At 43.7% G+C, this 16,806-nt stretch carries 20 protein-coding genes and 1 pseudogene; 4 read left to right on the forward strand and 17 right to left on the reverse strand.

What is annotated here, in order from left to right:
* Positions 1-120 precede the first annotated feature (120 nt).
* The 11 genes from IQ224_RS14105 to IQ224_RS14155 form a co-directional block, all read right to left on the reverse strand.
* Entirely contained in the window at positions 121-1,005 is an 885-nt protein-coding gene (locus tag IQ224_RS14105; protein WP_002748321.1) for an S-methyl-5'-thioadenosine phosphorylase, read from the reverse strand.
* 82 nt (positions 1,006-1,087) lie between these two features.
* A complete protein-coding gene (ureB, locus tag IQ224_RS14110; RefSeq protein WP_002748322.1) occupies positions 1,088-1,414 on the reverse strand; it encodes an urease subunit beta in 327 nt (108 codons plus the stop codon).
* A gap of 19 nt (positions 1,415-1,433) precedes the next feature.
* Entirely contained in the window at positions 1,434-1,736 is a 303-nt protein-coding gene (gene ureA, locus IQ224_RS14115; protein ID WP_002738360.1) for an urease subunit gamma, read from the reverse strand.
* Between the two features lie 303 nt (positions 1,737-2,039).
* Positions 2,040-3,827 (reverse strand): Calx-beta domain-containing protein, encoded by a 1,788-nt coding sequence (locus IQ224_RS14120; protein ID WP_002748323.1) that lies wholly within the window; start codon positions 3,825-3,827, stop codon positions 2,040-2,042.
* On the reverse strand, positions 3,796-4,275 hold the full coding sequence (locus tag IQ224_RS14125) for an LVIVD repeat-containing protein (protein WP_161491777.1): 480 nt from the start codon (positions 4,273-4,275) through the stop codon (positions 3,796-3,798). The genes IQ224_RS14120 and IQ224_RS14125 overlap by 32 nt, the downstream gene beginning before the upstream one ends.
* Positions 4,276-4,294: 19 nt before the next feature.
* A complete protein-coding gene (locus IQ224_RS14130) occupies positions 4,295-4,879 on the reverse strand; it encodes a DUF4347 domain-containing protein (protein ID WP_084990018.1) in 585 nt (194 codons plus the stop codon).
* A 123-nt stretch (positions 4,880-5,002) separates the two neighbouring features.
* Positions 5,003-5,458 carry a hypothetical protein gene (locus IQ224_RS14135; protein ID WP_002748330.1) on the reverse strand — a complete coding sequence of 152 codons (456 nt, stop codon included), beginning with the start codon at positions 5,456-5,458 and terminating at the stop codon, positions 5,003-5,005.
* Positions 5,459-5,494: 36 nt separating this feature from the next.
* Complete coding sequence (locus tag IQ224_RS14140; protein ID WP_002747010.1) at positions 5,495-5,731, reverse strand: hypothetical protein; 237 nt, start codon at positions 5,729-5,731, stop codon at positions 5,495-5,497.
* Positions 5,732-6,177: 446 nt separating this feature from the next.
* Entirely contained in the window at positions 6,178-6,672 is a 495-nt protein-coding gene (locus IQ224_RS14145; protein WP_002747012.1) for an ureidoglycolate lyase, read from the reverse strand.
* A gap of 5 nt (positions 6,673-6,677) precedes the next feature.
* Entirely contained in the window at positions 6,678-8,135 is a 1,458-nt protein-coding gene (locus IQ224_RS14150) for an efflux RND transporter periplasmic adaptor subunit (protein ID WP_002747013.1), read from the reverse strand.
* A 294-nt stretch (positions 8,136-8,429) separates the two neighbouring features.
* The gene (locus IQ224_RS14155) at positions 8,430-9,032 is read right to left on the reverse strand and encodes a GUN4 domain-containing protein (RefSeq protein WP_002747014.1); all 603 of its coding nucleotides are present in this window, start codon (positions 9,030-9,032) and stop codon (positions 8,430-8,432) included.
* Between the two features lie 83 nt (positions 9,033-9,115).
* Between IQ224_RS14155 and IQ224_RS14160 the strand changes: the two genes are divergently transcribed.
* Positions 9,116-10,096, forward strand: a complete 981-nt coding sequence (locus tag IQ224_RS14160) for an aspartate carbamoyltransferase catalytic subunit (protein ID WP_194033104.1) — start codon at positions 9,116-9,118, stop codon at positions 10,094-10,096.
* Between the two features lie 23 nt (positions 10,097-10,119).
* Here the strand turns inward: IQ224_RS14160 and IQ224_RS14165 are convergent, their stop codons facing one another.
* Positions 10,120-10,401: a hypothetical protein gene (locus tag IQ224_RS14165; protein WP_002750987.1), complete on the reverse strand. Its 282-nt coding sequence runs from the start codon at positions 10,399-10,401 to the stop codon at positions 10,120-10,122.
* 527 nt (positions 10,402-10,928) lie between these two features.
* Here IQ224_RS14165 and IQ224_RS14170 point away from each other — a divergent pair.
* The gene (locus IQ224_RS14170; RefSeq protein WP_002738484.1) at positions 10,929-11,576 is read left to right on the forward strand and encodes a Uma2 family endonuclease; all 648 of its coding nucleotides are present in this window, start codon (positions 10,929-10,931) and stop codon (positions 11,574-11,576) included.
* A gap of 201 nt (positions 11,577-11,777) precedes the next feature.
* On the opposite strand, the gene IQ224_RS24190 is transcribed toward IQ224_RS14170, so the two are convergent.
* The 3 genes from IQ224_RS24190 to IQ224_RS14180 form a co-directional block, all read right to left on the reverse strand.
* The gene (locus IQ224_RS24190) at positions 11,778-11,981 is read right to left on the reverse strand and encodes a hypothetical protein (RefSeq protein ID WP_016516461.1); all 204 of its coding nucleotides are present in this window, start codon (positions 11,979-11,981) and stop codon (positions 11,778-11,780) included.
* Positions 11,982-12,252: 271 nt separating this feature from the next.
* Entirely contained in the window at positions 12,253-12,729 is a 477-nt protein-coding gene (gene ureE, locus IQ224_RS14175) for an urease accessory protein UreE (protein ID WP_002747017.1), read from the reverse strand.
* 76 nt (positions 12,730-12,805) lie between these two features.
* A complete protein-coding gene (locus IQ224_RS14180; RefSeq protein ID WP_194033105.1) occupies positions 12,806-13,291 on the reverse strand; it encodes a DUF4168 domain-containing protein in 486 nt (161 codons plus the stop codon).
* 548 nt (positions 13,292-13,839) lie between these two features.
* On the opposite strand from IQ224_RS14180, the gene IQ224_RS14185 reads away from it, so the two are divergent.
* Together IQ224_RS14185 and cobD are read left to right on the forward strand one after the other, a co-directional pair.
* The gene (locus IQ224_RS14185) at positions 13,840-14,124 is read left to right on the forward strand and encodes an HU family DNA-binding protein (protein ID WP_002739253.1); all 285 of its coding nucleotides are present in this window, start codon (positions 13,840-13,842) and stop codon (positions 14,122-14,124) included.
* Between the two features lie 31 nt (positions 14,125-14,155).
* Positions 14,156-15,220, forward strand: a complete 1,065-nt coding sequence (cobD, locus tag IQ224_RS14190; protein WP_002747025.1) for a threonine-phosphate decarboxylase CobD — start codon at positions 14,156-14,158, stop codon at positions 15,218-15,220.
* 62 nt (positions 15,221-15,282) lie between these two features.
* Here the strand turns inward: cobD and psbC are convergent, their stop codons facing one another.
* Both psbC and IQ224_RS14200 read right to left on the reverse strand, forming a co-directional pair.
* Positions 15,283-16,665, reverse strand: a complete 1,383-nt coding sequence (psbC, locus tag IQ224_RS14195) for a photosystem II reaction center protein CP43 (protein WP_002747027.1) — start codon at positions 16,663-16,665, stop codon at positions 15,283-15,285.
* Positions 16,649-16,806, reverse strand: a pseudogene (locus IQ224_RS14200) (photosystem II protein D2); the annotation flags it as partial. The gene psbC and the pseudogene IQ224_RS14200, both read right to left, overlap by 17 nt.

A 16,806-nucleotide genomic window follows, 5' to 3' on the forward strand; every position in this document is an offset into this window, starting at 1 on the left:
ACTCCTGAATACTGACTCCTGCCGACGGCCCCCTGCCTTCGTTAAGGGTCAAATTGATCGTCTGAATAACAGCGAGAAAAATGACCCATTTCTAGATTTATCGGCGACTTTTCTCGGCTCTTATTTCTCTACTTCTTCATATTTTTTCAAAAAGAGAGCTAATTTTTCTTTAGTGGCGACGGGAACAGAATCTAGACGGGTAAGAATGGCATATTTAAGGGCAGAATGAGCGGCAGAAACGGGGGGATTAGCTGCCAAACGGCGCACCGTTTCTTGGATAACTTTTTGGGCATTAATAGCGTTATGGTGGAGATTTTTGATCACCATTTCCACAGTGACATGATCGTGATCGGGATGCCAACAATCGTAATCGGTAACTAGGGCTAAGGTAGCGTAGGCAATTTCTGCTTCTCGGGCTAATTTTGCCTCGGTTAAATTGGTCATACCGATCACGGTTGCCCCCCAACTTCTATAGAGATTTGATTCCGCTTTAGTAGAAAAAGCCGGCCCCTCCATACAGAGATATGTACCGCCGCGATGTAGGGTAACTTCTGGTAGGTTTAAACTAGCGACGGCATCCCCTAAAATGTTGGCTAATTGGGGACAAATGGGATCACCAAAGGCCACGTGGGCAACAATTCCTTCTCCAAAAAAAGTCGCTATTCTCTCTTTAGTTCTGTCAATAAATTGATCGGGAATAACTAAATCTAGGGGTTTAACTTCGGCTTTGAGGGAACCAACGGCCGAAGCGGAAATAATATATTCAACCCCTAATTGTTTGAGAGCGTGAATATTAGCTCGAAAGGGTAATTCCGTCGGTAAAAAATGGTGACCTCTGCCATGACGCGCTAAAAAGGCCACTTCTGTTCCCTCTAAAGTACCGAGAATTAAAGCATCGGAAGGAGAACCAAAAGGAGTATCGAGGGATACTTCCCGCACATCCTTGAGGGCATCCATTTTATACAAACCACTGCCGCCAATGATGCCAATTTTTACCGTCGTCATAGTCTTGGACAGAATTAGTTATTGTTGCCTTGATGTTACCACAATTGAGCGATCGAACTATGATAATTTTTCTGTCAAGACCCTACTTTTTCTTTTTCTTGCCTTTGAGAGAACCATTAATCAAACCATTAAAGCCATAAATTTCTTCAGTTCCCGCAATGGCAACTAATTCCACCTCTTTCGTGTCTCCCGGTTCAAATCTAACGGATGTACCTGCGGGAATATTCAGATGGGTTCCTTTGGTTAATTCGCGCTGGAACTCCAGGGCCTGGTTAACTTCATAAAAATGATAGTGGGAACCCACTTGAATCGGTCGATCGCCTGTATTAGCCACAGAAATACGCAGGGTGTCGCGACCGACATTAATCTCGATCGCTCCGGATGGTGTGATAATTTCTCCCGGAATCATAACTGCTAAAAATCTCCTGTTAGTGAATGGGATTGTGAACGGTAACTAATTTAGTACCATCGGGAAAAGTCGCTTCGATCTGCACTTCTGTAATCATTTCCGGGATGCCTTCCATTACCTCCTCGCGAGTTAACAAAGTGGTGCCGTAACTCATCAATTCAGCGACGCTACGACCTTCCCTCGCACCTTCGAGGATGGCGGCGCTAATATAGGCGATCGCTTCGGGATAATTTAACTTGATACCACGGTTTTTGCGTCTTTCGGCGAGCAGTGCCGCCGTGAAAATGAGTAATTTATCTTTTTCTTGGGGCGAAAGTTGCATAGATGAGCCTTTTTTTCACACAGATGCCTAGGGTTATTGTAGTTCTTGACCGGATAGTTGTAGCGATCGAGTTGTGAAATTTTATTTACTTAGCCCCGATTATTGATGAAGATTTGGGAAGATACTTAAAAGTCTTGCGTCGTTCAAAACCTTGCGTCTTCATCGGCCCGCGTCCTGTAGGGGCGAAGCATTCGGCCAATAACCTATCGGTGAAACCGTAGATTTTCTAGTCACCAGTAACCAGAAAACGGGTTTCTCCGAGAAACCCGTTTTCTAGGTGACTTAGAAGGATAACTTAGACACTTAAACAAAGAAATTACCCACTGTAATGTTCCCTAAATCTGGTAAAGTACCAGTAAATCCGGTGATATTTATTAATAAATCACTGCTGGATTGGAAGCCAGCCGTGCTATCATTAATAACGAGGTAAGTTCCGGCTATTGCACCGGTTGTTACCTGCACTAAGGCGGCACTATTAACCCCTAATCCTTGATTACCTGTAATCGCTCCATTAGCATCAGTAAATACCTGATTGATTAAATTCTGTAAAGTGGTGACAGTGCTATTAGCAGCACGACTGAAATTGCTAGGCGCACTGATAGCGTTTCCAGCTTGAGTTAATAAGTCGATTTTATCACTATTGATGGCAAAATCTGTGATACGATCGCTTGTTGATATGGTAGATTGACCAAATTGGAAGATGAAAGTATCTGCACCTAAACCACCGGTTAAGGTATCGATTCCAGCACGTCCATTGATTTGATTATTGCCACTATTTCCGGTGATTTTATTGTTACCGGCGTTACCTGTACCGTTAATATTTGCGCTTCCTGTTAGGGTCAGATTTTCCACATTAGCGGGTAGGGTAGTGGTGACATTAGCGGTTAAGGTGTCGCTGATGGTGACAATTCCCTTGTTATTGGTAAGAGTTGCATTGACGGGATTACTGAGGTTAATGGCAAAAGTTTCGTTTGCCTCATTAAGGTTATCATTGAGGATGGGAATGCTAATAGTAGCAGTGGAAGTATTAGGTGCAATGGTGATAGTTCCAGTTTTGCTAGTGTAATCTACATTGGCGGTAGCGTTAATGGGTGCAGTGGTATAGTTGAAGGTAATTGGTTGTGGATTGGGATTATCAACTGTGACGGTGAGGATGGCATTACTATTTTGACCTTCGACAACGGTAATATTATTGATGGAGAGTTTGGAGAAATCGTCATTAGTAATTGTCCCCGTCACTGCGGTGGCCGTACCTATTGTATAACCGGTCCCGGTCGCGAGGGTTAAAGCGACGGTTTCATTGTTTTCAACAATAGTGTCAGCAGTGGGGTCAATTGTGACTTTAGCAGTGGTTGAATTAGCAGCAAAGGTGACTGTATTGTTAGTCCCGGTACGAGTGTAGTCGGTATTTAAAGTCGCTGTCCCTCCGAGGGTGTAATTGACTGTTAAAGGATTGGTTGTTACTCCTGTACGAGTGAAGGTATAAACCAGATTTGTTGTCCCGTCTTCGGTGACGCTTGCGGGAGCAACTGCTAGGGTGACACTGGTATCATCATTAGTAATTGTTCCCGTCACTGGAGTGGTGGTCCCTACGGTATAACCTGTCCCGGTCGCGAGGGTTAAAATAACAGTTTCGTTACTTTCTACTATTGTGTCAGCAGTGGGGTTAACTGTTACCGTCGCAGTGGATGAACCAGCAGCAAAAGTGACTGTATTGGTAGTCCCTGTACGAGTGTAATCAGTATTAAGAGTAGCTGTACCCCCGACTGTATAGTTAACCGTTAAAGCATTAGTGGTTACTCCGCTACGGGTGAAGGTATAGGCCATATTAGCTGTCCCGTCTTCACTAACACTGCTGGGAGAAATAGAAAGAGTAACAGTTTGTGGACTGGTAAACTCACTCACATCAATAATCTTTAAACCACCATCCCCATCAGCTAGATATGCATACTTATCGACTATTTGTACACCTAAAGGAGTGCCAGAAGTATCATAATTACCCTTGAGAGTGGGGTTTGTTGGGTTGCTGATGTCGATAATTTGCAGTCCTGAATCCGAATCAGCGACATAATACCAAATTTCTAAATCCATGACAGACATCCACGCTCGAATGCTTGCCAAGCTTGCATTCGTTGTGACGCAAATAAAGAAAAATGGTATAAGCATATTTACCGACTATTTGTACACCTACAGCATAGCCAGAAGTATTATAATTACCCTTGAGAGTGGGGTTGGTCGGATTGCTGATGTCGATGATTTGCAGTCCTGAATCCCAATCAGCTAGATAGGCATAGTTTCCGACTATTTGTACATCAAAAGCATAGCCAGAAGTATTATCATAATTCCCCTTGAAAATCGGGTTACTGGGATTACTAATATCAATAATCTCCAGAGTGTCCCCCACAGCATAAGCATAGTTACCGACTATTGTTACCGCATTGGCATTGCTTAATCTATCCCATACTCCTACTAATGTGGGTGCAAATACTCCGGGATAAGTGTTGAGTATATCCGGCTGAAAAACCCCAGATGTCTGCAAATCCGACAAATCTAAGGTTTCAATAAAGGTTTGATTCTCTCCCTTTATCGCCGGGAAACGGGAAACTCACCTCTAACTCCCAACTTCCTCCTAAGGCTGCATTTCCTACCCGTCCGCTGGAAGCCGCTATTTTTGCCCCAGTAATTTGGGATAATTTATTAATAAACTCTGTCCCGGCATCTCCCGCCGCGACCTGACAACCGTACAGTAGAATACGATTAATCTTTGCCCAATTCTGTAACTGTTGGCGGTAATCGTAAATATTTGTTAAATTGAGTTGACAATTCCCTAAATATAAGCATCCCGGCGCACCATGGGAAACCAGGTGAATGGTGGTAATCTGGGGATTTTGTTGTAAAAAAGCGGATATTTGTTCGATTCCGTCTTGATTGGGAGAGAGAATAACGGTGGCGACTTCTGGAATTACTCCAGCTTGGAGACTTTGATAATCGGTAACACCAGCATCGAGGAAAACTACGGTAGCGGTTAAACGCTGATTTCTCGCACTATCCACCTGATTAGCTTGACTCAAGCCATTAGATTGAGCAAAATTGAACAAAACATCGTCAACAGCAGGAAAGCTCGGCAAGAGGGTAGAAGTCATGACATTAACCGCAAAGGATGACTTCGACTATTTTATGTAAAGAATCCCGAATTTTTCAAGGTTTCTATAACAAAAATTTACAGAAAACGGGTTTCTCAAAGAAACCCGTTTTCTAAAGAAGTTCTAGGATTGGATTTTTGCCAAAGACTGCTTAAATTCTGCGAGAGAATTAGCGGTAGCTGCTAATTTTAGTAGCTCTTCTAAGATAGTAGGGTTAGTGATTTTGCCGATTATCTCTTCAATTTCTGAAGAAATTTGTCCAAACCGCACAGTTAAAACTGTTTTTATGGCATCGCGGCTTTTTTCTAGCACCCCAATTTCCTTACCGCGTTCTATTCCTCGTAACTCCATATTACTTACTAAAGGCATGGTTCTTTCCTCCTCAAATTGTTTGATTTTACTCTCTAAACTTGACTGCAATTCAGGGGATAAAGTCATCATATTGTCGATGATTTCAAACAGTTTAATTATCTGTTCTCTCTCGGACTCCTTTTCATATAATCCCCTGATTAACTTCCACTTCCACTGTTCCTGTTGTGGCAGCTTCCCAGTAGTCGCTTTTGTTTTCAGGTGTGCCATGACTATTATAGCAAAGGGATTGCTACTTGCTTCCAATTAGTCACTGATAACTGATAACTGGTAACTGATAACTGAATAGAGTTTGTCAGCGAAACGTTTTTTTGTCTTTGCTGAAGCGGTAATTCGTTTGAGTTCTTTTTCTAGGGATTCGGGAATTTTTGTCCAATCAATCAATTGGTGAACTTCAGGAAAAAAGAAGTATAAAAACGCTTCAAAATACTCGCTTAATGCTTCTTTCCAGGGTTCATCATAATTGGCGGTTGGTTGGTTCATGGCAAGTCGCTACCAATTGGAAAGTTAGGCACTCATCTAAATCTATTATTCCCCATAAATATCAGAAATGCCACTTGTCGTCACAAAACTTCCCATTAGAGCAACCTATAGTCATTTCAATTAAGATTGAGAATATCAATCCCATAGTTCCTAAAGATTTTGTCGGTCTAGACTGTATCATACTTATCTGAAATGACTATAGGTCATCGTTTTCAGACTTAATCGACAAATAGTGCCAATTCAAAGTAGTATCTGGAATTTTCTAGTTAACCTTTTAGGGAGTCTCATTGCTTACACTTATCATCCTATTAAGCCTTCTCTGGATTTAGAGGCAAAAGACTTCCCTGCTCTACCTTCTGCCCTTTTTTAACTTCATCGAACTCACATTTTTTACCTGTCAGCTTTCAGCGACATTCAGCAAAACCTAGGTAAAAAAATTAATTTTTTCAATCAACAATCTCGAATTCTATTGACTGCTCTTGGACAAAATTATAGGTAAAATGATCGATAATATTAGTATCGCTCAATTCGAGATTATAAAAATTGATCTCTGGTTGATCAAAAAGTGGTCCAGCGTGCCAAGTTCCCACCTCTAATTTAATAAAACAGTCTCCGGGGATGCGAAAAACCTTTAATTTTTCTAAATCTGGTTGAGGATGAGGACTAGGGGGAGCCACTCCTAAAAACCACTCTTGTCCCCCCAAAGAACCAAGACATTGGGTACATTGACTATGACGAGTAATTCGCTTAAATTTACGTCCGCGAGTCTGTAAACGCATAATATAAAAACGTGGCACACCATTTTTTAAATGCAGTTGTGCATCGCTTTCATCAAACAGTTTCCCGTCATGACTAGAGGTGATTAATTGACCGTAGGGACGGAAACTCTCGGCGGTAATTAGTTGCGCTGACAGGGGACGAACGGTAATCGAATTACTCATAAAAATTACTGCTGACTAACAGTTATAGCTGTACCATCTCGGAGAGAAAGAATATTATTAATAGCAATTCTTTCCCCGGCATTTACTCCAGAAATAACCTGATAAGCTTGCCCTTGAATCGTGCCGACTTGAATTGGTTTTTGTCTGACCACTAAACGCTCCTTGGCATTTTCTTGACCTTCTTTAGCCTTTTCTTTTTCGGCCACAAAAACAAAATTTTGCGCTCCGATGCTAGTCACTGCCGTGGTGGGAACTAATACCCCCGGTTTTTGATCCCAAATTAACCGCGTCCGCACATATTGGTTATTGCGAAGACTGCCATCATTAGTAAAGGCAAATTTCACTAAAACCGATTGGGTAGCTTGGGAAACGGTGGGGGAAATAAAAGTTACTTGACCGCGAACCCCCGGGCTGCCATCGGGATTAATAATTTCCACGGGCAACCCGACGCGCAGACGCGGTTGTAATTCCACGGGAATCTGCACATTTAGTTCCAAAGTTTTATTATTAGTCAACGAGGTTAATTCTTCACCCAGGGAGATAATATCGCCGACTTTTCTTTGATTAAAATCGCCGACAAAACCATCAATCGGGGCGGTAATGGTGTTAAAAACTAAATTCTGACGCGTCGCCCCTAATTGTCCCTCAGCGCTGGCTACTGCCGCTTGACGACTGTTCACTGTTGCCGCCGCCGCCGCCACCTGTTGCCCTGAGGCTAATTCGTTTTGAATAGCGATATTTAATGCTTCTTTGTTTGCCTGTAGGGTAGCTCTAGCCGCCGTCACCTGTTGACGGGCCGCATCACGATTTTGAGACCGGGCCTCTACTTCTGCCTTGGCGGCCTGAATGTCGCGGCGGCGATCATCTAAGTCCTGTTGGGGCTGTGCGCCTTGTTTAACCAGAAATTCGGCTCTTGTTAGGTTTTTTTCCGCCAAATCTAAATTAGCTCTCGCTCTCTGTAAATCGGCTTCGGCGGCGCTCAAGGTGGCGATCTGACTTTTAACATTGGCTTCAGCATTGGCCACATTTGCCCGATTCTGGGCAATTTGGGCTTTATTTGCCCTCGCTTGCGCTTGTCTTTGCCTTAAATCCGCCTCAGACGCATTCAGGTTCGCTTTGGCCGAATTTACCTGGCCGATGCTGGCGTTTACCTGTTGCTGTTGTTGTTCGGGATCTAATTCGGCGATTTTTTGTCCCTGAGTTACCTGATCGCCAGATTTAACGAAAATAGAGCGAATCCGACCAGTAATCTGAGGAGAGACGCTAACACGCTGTTGGGCGATCAAAGTACCGACAAATTCGCTACTTTGCACTAATTTGTCGGTGCCGAGGGTTTGCAGTTTGACGGGAACAGCCGCCGGTCCGGTGGCCTGGGGGCCCTGGGGGGCGCAACCAGTGACAATTAGGGAAACGGCGATCGACGAACCGATCGCTCTCGATACGTTAACGGATCGTTTAATCATTGTTAAATTTAGGGAGTTTTGGCAGAAAAAGTGCTAGTAAATCGGAAAAAAAGGGAAGGTGAGGAGAGAAGCTTTTCCTTAAATTTTACTCTACAGAATTGATCGCCGTGATTATTAAACCTCTGGCATAATTAATTTTTGAGGGTTCAAAAACGGCAAAAATAAGGATTAAATTGCATAAAATCCGTAAATAGACTATTTAATTGATTATTGTTCATTCTTAATTCTCCTGACTACTGACTACTGACTACTGACTCCTAACCCTAACAACAATTTTTGATTTTTACAAGAGGTCTATTGTTTGCTCTGCCCTAAGCCAACAATATTACAGGTGACTAATCTTTGGGCGAGGGTGGTGTATTCTAGACGACCACCGGCGATCTGATATTCGTCCCGGGGCGCCGGTAGATGACCGACGGGAGCATTGAGGGTATAGTTAAGATTTTCTTTAAAAATAATCCAATCACCATCTTTACGCCAACCGATTCGATCGCCAAAAGTTTGAAAATTTTCGATCGCCACTAAGCGCCCCGGTCGATTACCTGTCTCGATAAAAATACGAAATTGGGTACTGAAACTAAAACGACCCCCGGAAGCTTCTTTCCAGAGTTGATCCATCTTTTGCAGATCCCAACAGGCCAATTTTTGCAGGTCTTCCATGGTAAACCAGCCCTGTAATTCCCGTCCGGTCGCTTTCAGTATTAAATTACGGGTTTCATCGTTAGCTTGTCGCCAATTTTGTTGAGCGAGGAAATTTTGCAGGCGAGTGTAATTAATGCCCGTGGTCGGTGATACCATTTCCCCAGAGGTGGCAGTCTGGGCAACGATCGCCGGCAAGGGATTGAGAAATAAAGCGATCGCGAGAGTGACCTGACACAAGGAAAAATTAATTCTCATAAACCCTATTTATTAACTTGATGCAAAGAAATCCTACAATAGCATAGACGAAATTTGCCGTTTTTACCGCCTCCTCAACTCCTATGGCTTTCACTTGGATCCGACACCACATTTTGGGATTGCAAGACTGGCAACCGGAAGAATACCAAACCCTGCTACAAACGGCCTCTAGTTTTCGTGAAGTTCTTTCCCGACGTACCAAGAAAGTGCCGGCCCTACAGGGACAAGTGGTGACAAATCTTTTTTTTGAACCTTCCACCCGCACCCGTAGTAGTTTTGAACTAGCGGCGAAACGTCTTTCGGCCGATGTTCTTAATTTTGCCCCGGGTAGTTCCAGTTTGACTAAGGGGGAAACGATTCTTGATACCGCTTTAACCTATGTGGCCATGGGTACGGATATTTTTGTTATCCGACATCAACAGTCGGGGGTTCCCGATTTAATTGCCGCAGAAATGGATCGTTTGCAGTCGGGGGTGAGTATTCTTAATGCTGGGGACGGTCAACACGAACACCCCTCCCAGGGACTTTTAGACCTGTTTACGATCTGTTGTCTGTTAGATGAGGAAAATCCCCGTTTAGAACTGTTAGAGGGCAAAAAAATCGCTATTGTTGGGGATATACTCCATTCTCGTGTCGCTCGTTCCAATATCTGGAGTTTAACCACGGCGGGGGCGGAAGTACATTTGTCCGCACCCCCCACCCTACTGCCGAAATATTTTGGGGAATTGTGCGACCGCCTATTTCTCCACTGGGATTTAGAACCAGCTTTAGAAAAGGCCGATTTTGTGATGACCCTGCGACTGCAAAAAGAACGAATGACTGCCAATCTTTTGCCCAGTTTACGGGAATATCATCAAAGTTTTGGCATTACTCGTCCTCGTTTGCAATCCTGTCAACTGGGGGTGAAGGTACTTCATCCAGGTCCTGTGAATCGGGGAGTGGAAATTAGTTCCGATTTAATGGACGATCCCGATTTTAGTCTGATTTCCCAACAAGTTACCAGTGGTGTCGCTGTCAGAATGGCTTTATTATACCTGATCGGTAATCTTCGCGGCGACCAGTAAAAGCTTCTCAGGGATTTGCTCTTTTAGTCTGGTTTCATTGAAACAATCCTAAAGTTTCTATCAAGATAAATATCATACTTTCTTCCTCCCTCACACACAGCATCTTCTGCTTCAAATAGGTTAGTCTCAACATCAAATTTCATCGCTTTAGGATTCCTACAACCCTGTTTTAACAAAGCAGCGGTCAACCGTGATTTCTCTTCTGGGGTCAAAGCTCGATAATCACTGCTATTAGCTTGACCTGCATAGATTGACATCCCCATAATACTAAGGGATAGTAAGCTTATGATCGATTTGGTCTTCATTTTTTTAACTTCCTGAATACAATAAAAACATCACTCCAAGGGTTTTAAACCCAAATTTTCGGTAATTAGTTCGGCACGATTACCGATCAACTATATCTTAGGGGAAGCATACCTAGATTGCAATAAGTATAAATACTCAAGCTATCCCTGGGGCTTTTCTAGAAACTTTGACCGATACCGAATTCCGTTCTCAAGGGAAGGGTATAACCCACATTCCGCACCCTAGTCGTTGAAATCAAAAGTTGCTCTAGCCCTTGTATAGTAAGACTTTTAGCGATTACTAAGAATTATGAAGTGTCACACTCTAGTCAGCGATCGCCAGCTTAATGAGAGTTTATCTCAATAATTTGGTATCAGAGCTATCAGATTTTTAGGGCTAATTGTGCATCTGCTAGACAAACAAATTAGCCTGTAATTCAGAGCCAGCAATCGTTTTGACGATTTGGATAAAATTTTCAATGTGACACTTTAGGGTGCGGAATGTGGGGTATAATTAAACTAAGAAATCAACATTTTCAGCTAAAGCCATGCAATTAGCCTTAGAACAAATTATCGTCAATCCCGGTCAACAGTTACTTTTAAAAGAGCTTAACTGGCAAAAATTTGAGACAATATTATCAGAATTAGGAGAAAGTCGTGCTTCTCGGTTATCCTACAGTAACGGAATATTAGAAATTATGGTACCTTTACCCGAACATGAAAAAGATAAAGAAATCATTAGTTATATGGTTCAGTTTTTGTTAGAAGCACTCAATATTGATTTTGAACCGTTAGGATCAACAACATTTAAAAACGAGCGGATGAATCAAGCGGTTGAACCTGATGCCTGTTTTTATATTAAAAACTATCAAGCCGTTATTGGCAAAAATAGACTTAATTTAGAAAGTGATCCCCCCCCCGATTTAGTCCTAGAAATTGATATTACTTCCCGTACTTATTTAGATAATTATCGACAGTTAGGTGTTCCCGAACTGTGGCGTTATACTCAAAGTGGCCTACAGATTAATTTATTACAAGAAGGAGAATATATTGAGTCTTTAAGCAGTCCCAATTTTCCTCAGATTCCGATTATTGAATTAATTAATCAATTTGTTAAACAAAGTCAACAAGTGGGGAGAAGTGAAGCCATCAGAAACTTTAAAAATTGGCTGACGGAAAATATAGATAATAGTTGAAAAATCCGGTTCTTCGGTTTGTCTTATGCAATAGACGGGAGTTATAAGGGATGGAACCCTTATAGAGAAAGACATTGGGCGATTTTTGTCAATTGTTTTTTATCTAAAGCGAACTAATCAATTAAATCCCTTACCAGATAAAGATTTTGTTGATTTATGCCCCCCTATCGAACCATAACAAGTAACGAAGAGCCAAAAATCCTAACATTTTCGACTAAGATAAATTCGTCCGTCGAGAGTTGTATAAACCCCTTGCGGTTCAATGATCAGTTTGTTACTAGAATCTAGTTCACAAAAATAGATTAGATCATTGTTTTGAGCAGGGAATTTTTTAACCTCAGTGGGTGTGGATAAATCAGACAGGACAGAGGTTACAGCCGTTGGTGCTAGTTCTGAAAGTACCATGGTTATTCATTCCTCGTAGTTCGATTTTTACTTTGATGATTAATCAATTCACCGAGGCCGATTAAAATTCTAGAAACTAGCAGAATGAGAGCCTCTTGATTAAGAAAATATCCCGTAGAGGCTGTTAAAAAGTTACTGTTTTCTTGTCAGTTAAATTTTGTTAAGATAATGCCCAAAAACTACAATTTATGGTAGGAAAAGAGGTAAGTCGAAACCGAGTTTGATTTTTGCTTACTCTAAATCAGAAAGGGCATTGGGCAAGATTAGCTAACTATCCCTTTTTTGCCTCTTCCAGGTCATGATAATGCTGATAAGCGCCGATTTCGGGGTTAAAGGGGGCGATTTCTTCAGTTACAGTTAATCCCAAACCTTCTAACATTGCTTGTAGGACAGAATCGGGGGCCAGACGCAGATAATCGGGGTTAATTTCTAGGGCTACATGACGATTACCGAGGTGATAGGCCGCTTTGAGGAGTAAATCGGTTGAAGGGGCGGTAATAGTGATAACTGGTTCGGGTTTAGCGATAATTTGAACAATTTCGCCGTTTTCTCCCCGCAGGAAATCGCGATCCTGTAGAATGGTGCCGCGAGGTAAACGAAAACAGAGGGAAAAACCTTCGGGACTGTCGAGACGATAACGGCTGCGGGTGCGTTCTTCGGCCGTAAGTAGGAGGCTAAAAACCACCGTTTCTGGGGGAGGTGGACTAGCGGTATGACGGGGGGGTAAGCGCTCGGTAAAAGTTAACATGATATTGGTCAATGGGAAAAAACATTCTTATTGTAGCCCTGACTCCAACTTGACCTGAAAAACTGAGGAACTTTTTCTATTTATTTTCCCGCTGCAGACGAATCATCTCATTTTGTACCCGTCGTCTCAAGTTATCATCGCTACGAACCCGATTAGTAATGGCGTTAAATTCAGTCGCATTCAGTCCACTGTCTTGGACAATCTTTTTTGAGTTATTACAATAATCGACGGCAATTTTTTGGGCATTAGCGGGAAGATTATTAAAGCTTTCCCGTTGGTTACAGGTAATTGCTGGGGGAATTTTGCCTAAAATTTGCGAAATTGCCTGATAAGCTTGTTTTCTTTGGGTTTCGATCAACAAAACTGCGGCTGCATAACGTTTGATTTGGTCAGCCGTAAAATCTTGAGTATAAGCGGAAGACCGGAAACTAACCACCGCCGTCGTCCAAGAAAATTCGGGAATCACACCGCCAAGAATGGCGATTACTGCCAAAAAAGTCACGATAAAAGAACGTCTTAAGCTTTGACCTAGATCGGCTAGGGGATAGCAGTAAATCACCATGCGAGTTTGTCGCTGAATAGATAATGATAGCAAACTTTCCAGTTAAATCCTGCTTTTTTGAATATTTTTAACGATCATAAGTTCCAATTCTAGCGAATATCTCCTGGGTCTGAACCTTAATTTTTGGGCAGAAATTGCTTTGGTAAACTTTTTTAACGTTTCTAGGGGCAAAATTAGTCAAACATCTGGGAGAGGACCAATGAACGATTTTTGGGAAGTTAGGATGCCTATCGCTTTTAGAGAATATTTATCGGCAATTTAGCTTGCTAATCTCTTTTTATTAGCTTATATCGCCGTAAATCTCTCGCTTATTCCCTTTTTTTTCTCCCTTGTCGGGGAATCGGGGGGAAATCTAGATAAATTAAAGGTTTCAGCGATTCCGATCGAGACAATTCCCGCTTAGAATAATGCAGTGGAATATATAGCCAATGAGGATTTGAGGCTTTATTTAGTGAACTCGATCCTGGCGAGTCCTCAACAGGGGAACCATAATAAACTACTGACAACCACCCTAAACTCAGAAAAACCGCAAAAAAAGGAGTTAGCGCATGAATAAAGGTGAATTAATCGATCAAATCGCTCTCAAAGCCTCTGTGACCAAAAAACAAGCAGATGCTGTTCTCACTGCCGCCATCGAAACCATTATCGATGCGGTTTCTGAGGGGGACAAAGTAACCCTAGTAGGATTCGGTTCCTTCGAGGCCCGGGAACGTCAGGCCCGGGAAGGACGCAACCCAAAAACCGGCGATAAGATGGAGATTCCAGCTACTCGCGTCCCGGCTTTCTCGGCGGGTAAACTGTTTAAAGACAGAGTGGCTCCGGATAAGGAATAATTACTGTTGAGTTTCGTTCGCTGTAAGTCTTTTGCCTAGACCTAAACATGGTGGTAATCTTGACTGGGCGGCCGCAATTGCTGGCTGTCCGGTTTCCTCTATTCTCGATTTTTCTGCCAGTATCAACCCCCTCGGTCCGCCGGAAAGCGCCCTAACCGCTATTAAAAACCATTTAACCAGTCTGACTCGTTATCCTGACCCCGCCTATTGGCAGTTGCGTTCTGCCCTCGGTCAATGGCACAATATCGGACCAGATTGGATTCTCCCGGGCAATGGTACGGCTGAGTTATTAACCTGGGCTGGTCGGGAATTGGCCTCATTTGATAGTGTTTATGTACTAACACCTGCTTTTAACGATTACGAACGGGCCTTAAAAAGTTTTGGTGGAAAAATCTGCCAACATTCCCTAGATTTAACCAGTTTAAAGCCTGTTAATCCCGAAAAACAAGGCTTATTACTCAATAATCCCCACAATCCCACCGGGAAACTCTGGACGGTGGTGGCCATTCGTCCCTATCTATCGCAATTTGGTTTGGTGGTAGTGGATGAAGCTTTTATGGATTTTTTACCCCCGCCACAACAGGAGAGTTTAATATCTCTGTTGCCGGAATATCCCAATCTCGTGATTTTGCGTTCCCTAACTAAATTTTACAGTCTCCCCGGTTTGCGTCTAGGATACGTCCTCGCTCATCCCGATCGCCTGTTACAATGGCAAAAATGGCGCGATCCTTGGTCGGTGAATAACTTGGCTGTGGTTGCCGCTATTGCAGCAATTGAAGATAGGGATTTTCAACAACAAACTTGGGACTGGTTAACAGCAGCCCGCCAGGATTTATGGCAGGGATTAGCTAATTTTCCGCAATTACAGCCCCAAACCAGTGTCGCTAACTTCCTCTTAGTACAATCTCAATCTTCCTGTTTACCCCTACAGGAAGCTTTATTAAAATATCATCGAATTTTTATCCGCGATTGTCTCAGTTTCCCCGAATTGGGCAGCAATTATTTTCGGGTCGCTGTCCGTTTACCGGCAGAAAATCAACGATTATTATCGGCTTTAGAGAGTATTTTAGCCGCGTCTGAGGATGTCAATGTCTGATATTAACAACAAAAAGGCTCCCGCCAACTAGACGGGAGCCGCTGCCATCGAACTAACCGAAATTAGTCGAGGTCAGGCATTGCCAATGCGGGTTCAGTCTCGCGGTCAATTCCTTTCTCGAAACCGGCGGCGGCGGCGCGAGCGCGTCCAGCGTGCCAGAGGTGTCCAATCAGGAAGAAGAAGGCGAGGGTGAAGTGAGAGGTAGCCAACCAAGCGCGAGGAGACACATAGTTAAACGAGTTAACGTCAGTGATAACCCCACCCACAGAGTTCAAGGAACCTAAAGGAGCGTGGGTCATGTATTCAGCCGCGCGGCGTACTTGCCAGGGTTGTACGTCATTTCTGATTTTGTCGAGGTCTAAACCGTTAGGACCGCGGAGGGGTTCTAACCAGGGACCGCGGAAATCCCAGAAACGCATGGTTTCACCACCGAAGATGATTTCGCCAGTGGGAGAGCGCATCAGGTACTTACCTAGACCGGTGGGGCCTTGGGCAGAAGCGACGTTAGCACCTAAGCGTTGGTCACGCACCAAGAAGGTGAAAGCTTGAGCTTGGGAAGCTTCCATGCCGGTCGGACCGTAGAATTCACTGGGATAGGCGGTGTTGTTAAACCAAACGTAAACGGCGGCGATAAAGCCCATCATGGAAAGAGCGCCCAAGCTGTAGGACAGATAGGCTTCTCCAGACCAGATGAAAGCGCGACGCGCCCAGGCAAAAGGTTTGGTGAGAATGTGCCAGATACCGCCAGCGATACAGATTAAGCCAATCCAGATGTGACCGCCGATGATATCTTCCATGTTGTTGACGCTGATAATCCAGCCTTCGCCACCGAAAGGAGCTTTGGTCAGATAACCAAAGATAACTGCGGGGTTGAGGGTCGGATTGGTGATGACGCGGACATCACCGCCACCGGGGGCCCAGGTATCATAGACACCGCCAAAGAACATGGCTTTAAACACCAACAACAGCGCACCACAACCCAAGAGAATTAGGTGATAACCGATGATGTTGGTCATTTGGTTTTTGTCTTTCCAGTCGTAACCGAAGAAATTAGAGTATTCCTCTAGGGTTTCCGGTCCGCGGATGGCGTGGTAGATACCACCAAAACCGAGTACAGCCGAAGAAATTAAGTGCAGAACACCAGCGACGAAGTAGGGGAAGGTATCGACTACTTCACCACCAGGACCGACCCCAAAACCGAGGGTAGCTAAGTGGGGAAGCAGGATTAAACCCTGTTCGTACATCGGTTTTTCGGGGATAAAGTGGGCGGTTTCAAACAGGGTCATCGCCCCGGCCCAGAAAACGATTAAACCAGCGTGGGCGACGTGGGCGCCGAGCAGTTTACCGGAGAGGTTGATAAGACGAGCGTTACCAGACCACCAAGCGAAGCCGGTGGAACTTTGGTCACGACCACTAGCGGTAGGGATATTAGAGAGCGTTACCACGCGGGAGAACCTCCTCAGGGAAGATAAAGTTTTCGTGGGGTTGGTCTTGGGGAGCCATCCAAGCTCTCAGACCTTCGTTAAGCAGAATATTTTTAGTGTAGAAGGTTTCAAATTCCGGGTCTTCGGCCGCTCTCAATTCCT

The organism is Microcystis sp. LEGE 00066 (genome assembly GCF_015207925.1).
Lineage (GTDB): Bacteria > Cyanobacteriota > Cyanobacteriia > Cyanobacteriales > Microcystaceae > Microcystis > Microcystis ichthyoblabe_A.

Bases quoted from the DNA above. Each gene is read 5' to 3' on its own strand.
- IQ224_RS14105 (WP_002748321.1), bottom strand. From the start codon at position 1,005: ATGACGACGGTAAAAATTGGCATCATTGGCGGCAGTGGTTTGTATAAA.
- ureB (WP_002748322.1), bottom strand. From the start codon at position 1,414: ATGATTCCGGGAGAAATTATCACACCATCCGGAGCGATCGAGATTAAT.
- ureA (WP_002738360.1), bottom strand. From the start codon at position 1,736: ATGCAACTTTCGCCCCAAGAAAAAGATAAATTACTCATTTTCACGGCG.
- IQ224_RS14120 (WP_002748323.1), bottom strand. From the start codon at position 3,827: ATGGATTTAGAAATTTGGTATTATGTCGCTGATTCGGATTCAGGACTG.
- IQ224_RS14130 (WP_084990018.1), bottom strand. From the start codon at position 4,879: ATGACTTCTACCCTCTTGCCGAGCTTTCCTGCTGTTGACGATGTTTTG.
- IQ224_RS14135 (WP_002748330.1), bottom strand. From the start codon at position 5,458: ATGGCACACCTGAAAACAAAAGCGACTACTGGGAAGCTGCCACAACAG.
- IQ224_RS14140 (WP_002747010.1), bottom strand. From the start codon at position 5,731: ATGAACCAACCAACCGCCAATTATGATGAACCCTGGAAAGAAGCATTA.
- IQ224_RS14145 (WP_002747012.1), bottom strand. From the start codon at position 6,672: ATGAGTAATTCGATTACCGTTCGTCCCCTGTCAGCGCAACTAATTACC.
- IQ224_RS14150 (WP_002747013.1), bottom strand. From the start codon at position 8,135: ATGATTAAACGATCCGTTAACGTATCGAGAGCGATCGGTTCGTCGATC.
- IQ224_RS14155 (WP_002747014.1), bottom strand. From the start codon at position 9,032: ATGAGAATTAATTTTTCCTTGTGTCAGGTCACTCTCGCGATCGCTTTA.
- IQ224_RS14160 (WP_194033104.1), top strand. From the start codon at position 9,116: ATGGCTTTCACTTGGATCCGACACCACATTTTGGGATTGCAAGACTGG.
- IQ224_RS14165 (WP_002750987.1), bottom strand. From the start codon at position 10,401: ATGAAGACCAAATCGATCATAAGCTTACTATCCCTTAGTATTATGGGG.
- IQ224_RS14170 (WP_002738484.1), top strand. From the start codon at position 10,929: ATGCAATTAGCCTTAGAACAAATTATCGTCAATCCCGGTCAACAGTTA.
- IQ224_RS24190 (WP_016516461.1), bottom strand. From the start codon at position 11,981: ATGGTACTTTCAGAACTAGCACCAACGGCTGTAACCTCTGTCCTGTCT.
- ureE (WP_002747017.1), bottom strand. From the start codon at position 12,729: ATGTTAACTTTTACCGAGCGCTTACCCCCCCGTCATACCGCTAGTCCA.
- IQ224_RS14180 (WP_194033105.1), bottom strand. From the start codon at position 13,291: ATGGTGATTTACTGCTATCCCCTAGCCGATCTAGGTCAAAGCTTAAGA.
- IQ224_RS14185 (WP_002739253.1), top strand. From the start codon at position 13,840: ATGAATAAAGGTGAATTAATCGATCAAATCGCTCTCAAAGCCTCTGTG.